General features: G+C 43.0%; 5 protein-coding genes. 3 read left to right on the top strand and 2 right to left on the bottom strand.

Going from position 1 to position 4726, the window contains the following annotated elements:
* Positions 1 to 478 (bottom strand): hypothetical protein (locus tag LUQ50_RS06320; protein ID WP_300037854.1); only part of this gene is annotated, 478 nt, incomplete at its 3' end.
* A 573-nt stretch (positions 479 to 1051) separates the two neighbouring features.
* Here LUQ50_RS06320 and LUQ50_RS06315 point away from each other — a divergent pair.
* From LUQ50_RS06315 to LUQ50_RS06305, 3 genes are all read left to right on the top strand, one after another.
* Positions 1052 to 1867 carry an ABC transporter ATP-binding protein gene (locus LUQ50_RS06315; RefSeq protein ID WP_300037851.1) on the top strand — a complete coding sequence of 272 codons (816 nt, stop codon included), beginning with the start codon at positions 1052 to 1054 and terminating at the stop codon, positions 1865 to 1867.
* Positions 1868 to 1989: 122 nt separating this feature from the next.
* Positions 1990 to 3168, top strand: a complete 1179-nt coding sequence (locus LUQ50_RS06310; protein ID WP_300037848.1) for a proteasome-activating nucleotidase — start codon at positions 1990 to 1992, stop codon at positions 3166 to 3168.
* A 22-nt stretch (positions 3169 to 3190) separates the two neighbouring features.
* Positions 3191 to 3694: a hypothetical protein gene (locus LUQ50_RS06305; protein WP_300037845.1), complete on the top strand. Its 504-nt coding sequence runs from the start codon at positions 3191 to 3193 to the stop codon at positions 3692 to 3694.
* A gap of 94 nt (positions 3695 to 3788) precedes the next feature.
* Here the strand turns inward: LUQ50_RS06305 and pan are convergent.
* Positions 3789 to 4726 (bottom strand): proteasome-activating nucleotidase (gene pan / locus LUQ50_RS06300; protein WP_300037842.1); only part of this gene is annotated, 938 nt, incomplete at its 5' end.

Below are 4726 nucleotides of genomic sequence, written 5' to 3'. Positions count from 1 at the left end.
TTCCCGGAGTGATATCCAATGTTACCGGAGTAGTATTAGTCACCATTGATGAAGATCCATAATCAGATCGAAAGGCTGACTTTTCAGGAAATGAATCACTTTTTTTAGAGTAAAGTTCGAAACCACTACCGGAAAGGCAAACCGCGTTTATATTTCCTTCATTCTTAAAATTTATCATATGAATAGGACTTTGATTCTTCAGTACAGACTGTCGATTCTCAGTTATGACTTCGGTCTTTTGCGCTGACAAAGCATCTGATGATCCTGAAGAACTTGTAAACGATGTAGAGGATCCTATCGCAGTAATACTTGCTGGGAGTGGATAATCATCAGGGTTTAAGGGAGGATGAAAAGGATTCGCAGTTGATTCAGACGCAGAGGCTACCCCAATAGTAATAGTCAGGAGCAGACTCGTGACAAGTATAATACTGGTCACATGAGTCAGATTTGCATTAAAAACCACACCAATTTTTTTCATATCATCAATACCTTATCAAATAATGAATCTATGTACAGCATAGATTGAATCCTTATGTTTGAAATGTTTGTATAAGTGGGACACAAAGAAGAACTGTCACTGCTTCTGATATCAGGTTCGGTATTAATTAACAAAATATCAGTATTTTTACATTTTGACAGAATTGGAACAATAGATTTACGAATCAATAAACAGGATATTTCGAGGAGGAAATAACCTGTTTTGTGTGGTTTCATCCATCAGTGGTATTTTGGATCTATTGAGGGATCCGAGCGGAGATATTCTCCGGCTCCCAGGTGACCGCTGATTTACCCTGGATTGCGGTACATGTGAGCATACCGTGTTGATCGTGGTACATATTAAGAGAACGACAAACGTAGTCCGCATAAGAATTATTTAAATACAACAACTGAACCAATAATTTCATTGAGATATTTTTGTATAAATCGATACATAATTTTCATAACGTTTACCGCATAAGAAGAACTCCAATTTTATTGATCAAGACCTTATCAATTCACAGAGATAACGATAGTAACCAATAAGGTAGATATTGGTATTCCATTGATTCACATGCAACATTCCATAGTGCCAGACAAATCATCAGTTCCACTTCTACTTGACTGTTCCAATGTATCTGTACTGAGAGACGGAAAACAAGTCCTCAAATCTATCTCGATAAAAATTCCCGATGGAAAACATGTTGCAATTCTGGGACCGAATGGTTCTGGAAAATCGAGTTTTATAAAATTACTGATGCGAGAATTATACCCTGCCCAATGTGACAGCCCATTTGAATTCAAAATATATGGCAGAGAAAACTGGAATGTTTTTGAATTGCGAACCTATTTCGGACTCGTATCAAATGATCTCCAGTTTACCTTTACCAGGCGGATTTCCGGGAGAGAAGTGTTATTATCAGGATTTTTCAGTAGTATTGGATTGTTTTATCATCAGATCACCCAGAATATGGAAGATCGGGCCTGGGAAATCGCCAAATTCCTGAACATTGAACCCCTGATGGATCAATATATTGAAGATCTCTCATCAGGAGAAGCGAGACGACTTCTGATTGGAAGAGCACTCATACATAGGCCGAAAGTGCTTATCCTTGATGAACCCACCAGCAGCCTGGATCTGCACGCACTACATACCCTTCGTTCATACCTGCGGGAAATCGCCAGGAGTGGAATTGGTATTATTCTGATAACACATCAGATTCATGATATTATTCCGGAGATCGACCGGGTTATCATGATGAAAAATGGGAGATTCGTTCTCGATGATGCCAAAGAAGAAATCCTAACCTCAGAAAATATGAAAAATCTATTTGGAATCCCCATTCGTATAAAAAAAGAAGATGGGTATTTCTACGCCACCGGATATTAGTTGCTTTCAGTTATTACGGTTCAGTGATGCATGGAGTACTTCAGTTATTCAGTTTTTCGGTGAGTTCTGAATATTATCCTGAAGAGAACTATTAAACCATATCCTTCCTACTTATGAGTATCATGGATTATCCCGACTCTTCCCTACCCCGGGACAACGTGATACGGGATCAGTCCCTGGCCTACCAGATCCGATTGCAGGAACTTGAAGCTCAAAACCTTGAACTTTCAATCCGCACTGAAGAACTCTTTAAAGAGAACGTTGTATTAAAACGAGAGAACGGTCAACTCAAACGAATGCCACTCTTTGTGGCTGTCGTGGTTGATGTCTTTCTATCTGGAGAAATTTATCTCAGACAGATGGGCAATAATCAGGAATATATTACTACAGTCTCTGAAGAGTTACAGTCACAAATAAAACCTGGTTGTAAGGTTGCAGTAAACAATGCGCTCTCGATAGTAAAAGTACTGGAAGAGACGTATGATGCCCGGGTCAGGGTAATGGAGCTTGAAGAATCACCGGATGTCACCTTTGAACTAGTGGGGGGATTAAGTACTGAAATCGAAGAAGTTCGGGAAGCGGTGGAATATCCGCTCACAAAGCCTGAAGTCTTCGAGCGTATCGGTGTTGAACCTCCAAAGGGAATCCTTCTCTTCGGCCCACCGGGAACCGGAAAAACCCTGGTTGCAAAAGCTGTTGCTCATAATGCAAAGGCAACTTTTATCAGAATGTCAGGGAGCGAACTGGTTCACAAATTTATTGGAGAAGGGGCCCAGATGGTTCGTGAACTCTTTACCCTTGCCCGGGATCGTGCACCATCAATCGTGTTTATCGATGAGATAGATGCAATAGGGACAACCCGGACCAATGACGGAACATCAGGGAGTGCGGAAGTTCAACGGACATTGATGCAACTGCTTGCTGAGATGGACGGATTTGATAACCGTGGAGATGTCAGAATCATGGCTGCAACGAACCGGGTGGATATGCTTGATGCTGCCCTGCTCAGACCCGGGAGATTTGACAGGGTCATTCAGGTTCCTCTTCCTGATACCAATGCACGGCATGAGATTCTGAAGATCCATTCACGTCGTATGACCATCGATGACGATGTGAATCTTACTGATATCGCAGAAGAGACCGAAGGATTTACTGGGGCTCAACTGCAGGCAATCTGTCGGGAGGCAGGCATGTTTGCGGTCAGAAGAGATGCATGGGCAGTCACCAGAGATGATATTCACGATGCTGTGGTAAAAGTCAGAAGAGAAGAACCACATTCAGATTCCCGGATGTATCGTTGAAACCATCCTTTTTTTATATCCCATGAATCTTCTCCTCATCAGCAGACCAGGAGTGCAACTCTTTCGTGCACTTCATGAGTCTGAAACTGCTTGGGATGCAATCAGGTTTTATGGCCCAATCAGCCTTTCAATAGGAGTCTATATTCCGATATCCACTCTTGCAGGAGCTCTTTCACTAGCCTCGGATCTTAAATATTTTTTAAGAAAGTACACGGCAGATCATCTTTTTCAGATCAGGCCCGGTGTGTATTATACTGCAGCGCTCATCCGCAGTAAATACCTGAACCGGAACAACGAAGTATCAGAAGACTGGGCATTCAGACTTATCTACTGGGTTGAGAATCTTGGGCAGGTAACAAGATTCAGATTTGATGATTGGAATAGTGAAGAGGTTTTGTACAATCAAATTCCATGTGGAGAATCCGAAGAAGGGATCCAATCAGATGCCCGTAACACAGAGATCGAATTTCAAGGCGGATATCTTCTGGAGGTATGGTGTACCAAACCCGAATATGAGATCGTATAACGTATCACAAATTAAAAAATCGATACAGACCAAAAAATCCAAAAGTTGGATATAATAACCGAAATACCGAACATTTTCGGGTTTTCGATCTTATTCAGGCAAACATTACACTGGTCGTTGCCAGACGTGAATCCCGGTCAAAGTCATATCTGAATTTACTCAGAGCCATCATGAAATCATTTTGGCTGACCTTGGTATGTTCCTGGCGTATTGCAAACATCCCTGCTTCCATACAAATTGCATTCAGGTCTGCACCATTTCTCCCTTCAGTGAGACGGGCAACTTCCATCATATCCACGTCTTCATCAATGTTCATACCCCGGGTATGAACCTGGAGGATGGCAAACCGTCCCTCGGTATCAGGGAGTGGTATCTCAATGATCCGATCAAATCTTCCAGGTCTGAGCAGGGCAGCATCAAGGATATCAATCCGATTGGTTGCACCGATAATTTTTACATCGCCCCGTTGCTCAAACCCATCCATAGCTGCCAGCAGTTGCATGAGAGTTCGCTGTACTTCACGATCCCCTGAAGTCATCGCCTCCGTTCGTGAGGCTCCAATTGCATCTATCTCATCGATGAATACAATCGAAGGGGCTTTCTCTTTGGCCAGATCAAAGAGTTCGCGAACCAGTCGCGCTCCTTCACCAATGTACTTCTGAACCAGTTCAGAACCAACGGTATGCAGGAAGCATGCATGGGTCTCATGTGCCACGGCCTTCGCAAGCAGTGTCTTCCCGGTACCGGGCGGACCATATAGTAGAACTCCCTTGGGGGGAGTAATCCCGATATTTGCAAAGAGTTCAGGGCGGGTCATCGGCAGCTCTACTGCCTCTCTAATCTCGGTGATCTGTTTTTCAAGCCCGCCAATGTCTTCGTAGGTTTCACCTGGCAGATCAACCACTTCCATCCCGTATACCTGTGAATCATAACTACTTGGCAGTAGTTCTACAATTGCCAGGGACTGTTGGTTTAAGGTACATCTGACCCCGGCTTTCATCTGTTCAGGATCAACAGATTGTGAAACCCGGA

This window comes from Methanospirillum sp. (genome assembly GCF_028679455.1).
Lineage (GTDB): Archaea > Halobacteriota > Methanomicrobia > Methanomicrobiales > Methanospirillaceae > Methanospirillum.
Note: the sequence above shows the minus strand (reverse complement) of the source record. Positions and strands in the feature narration are given on the sequence as shown.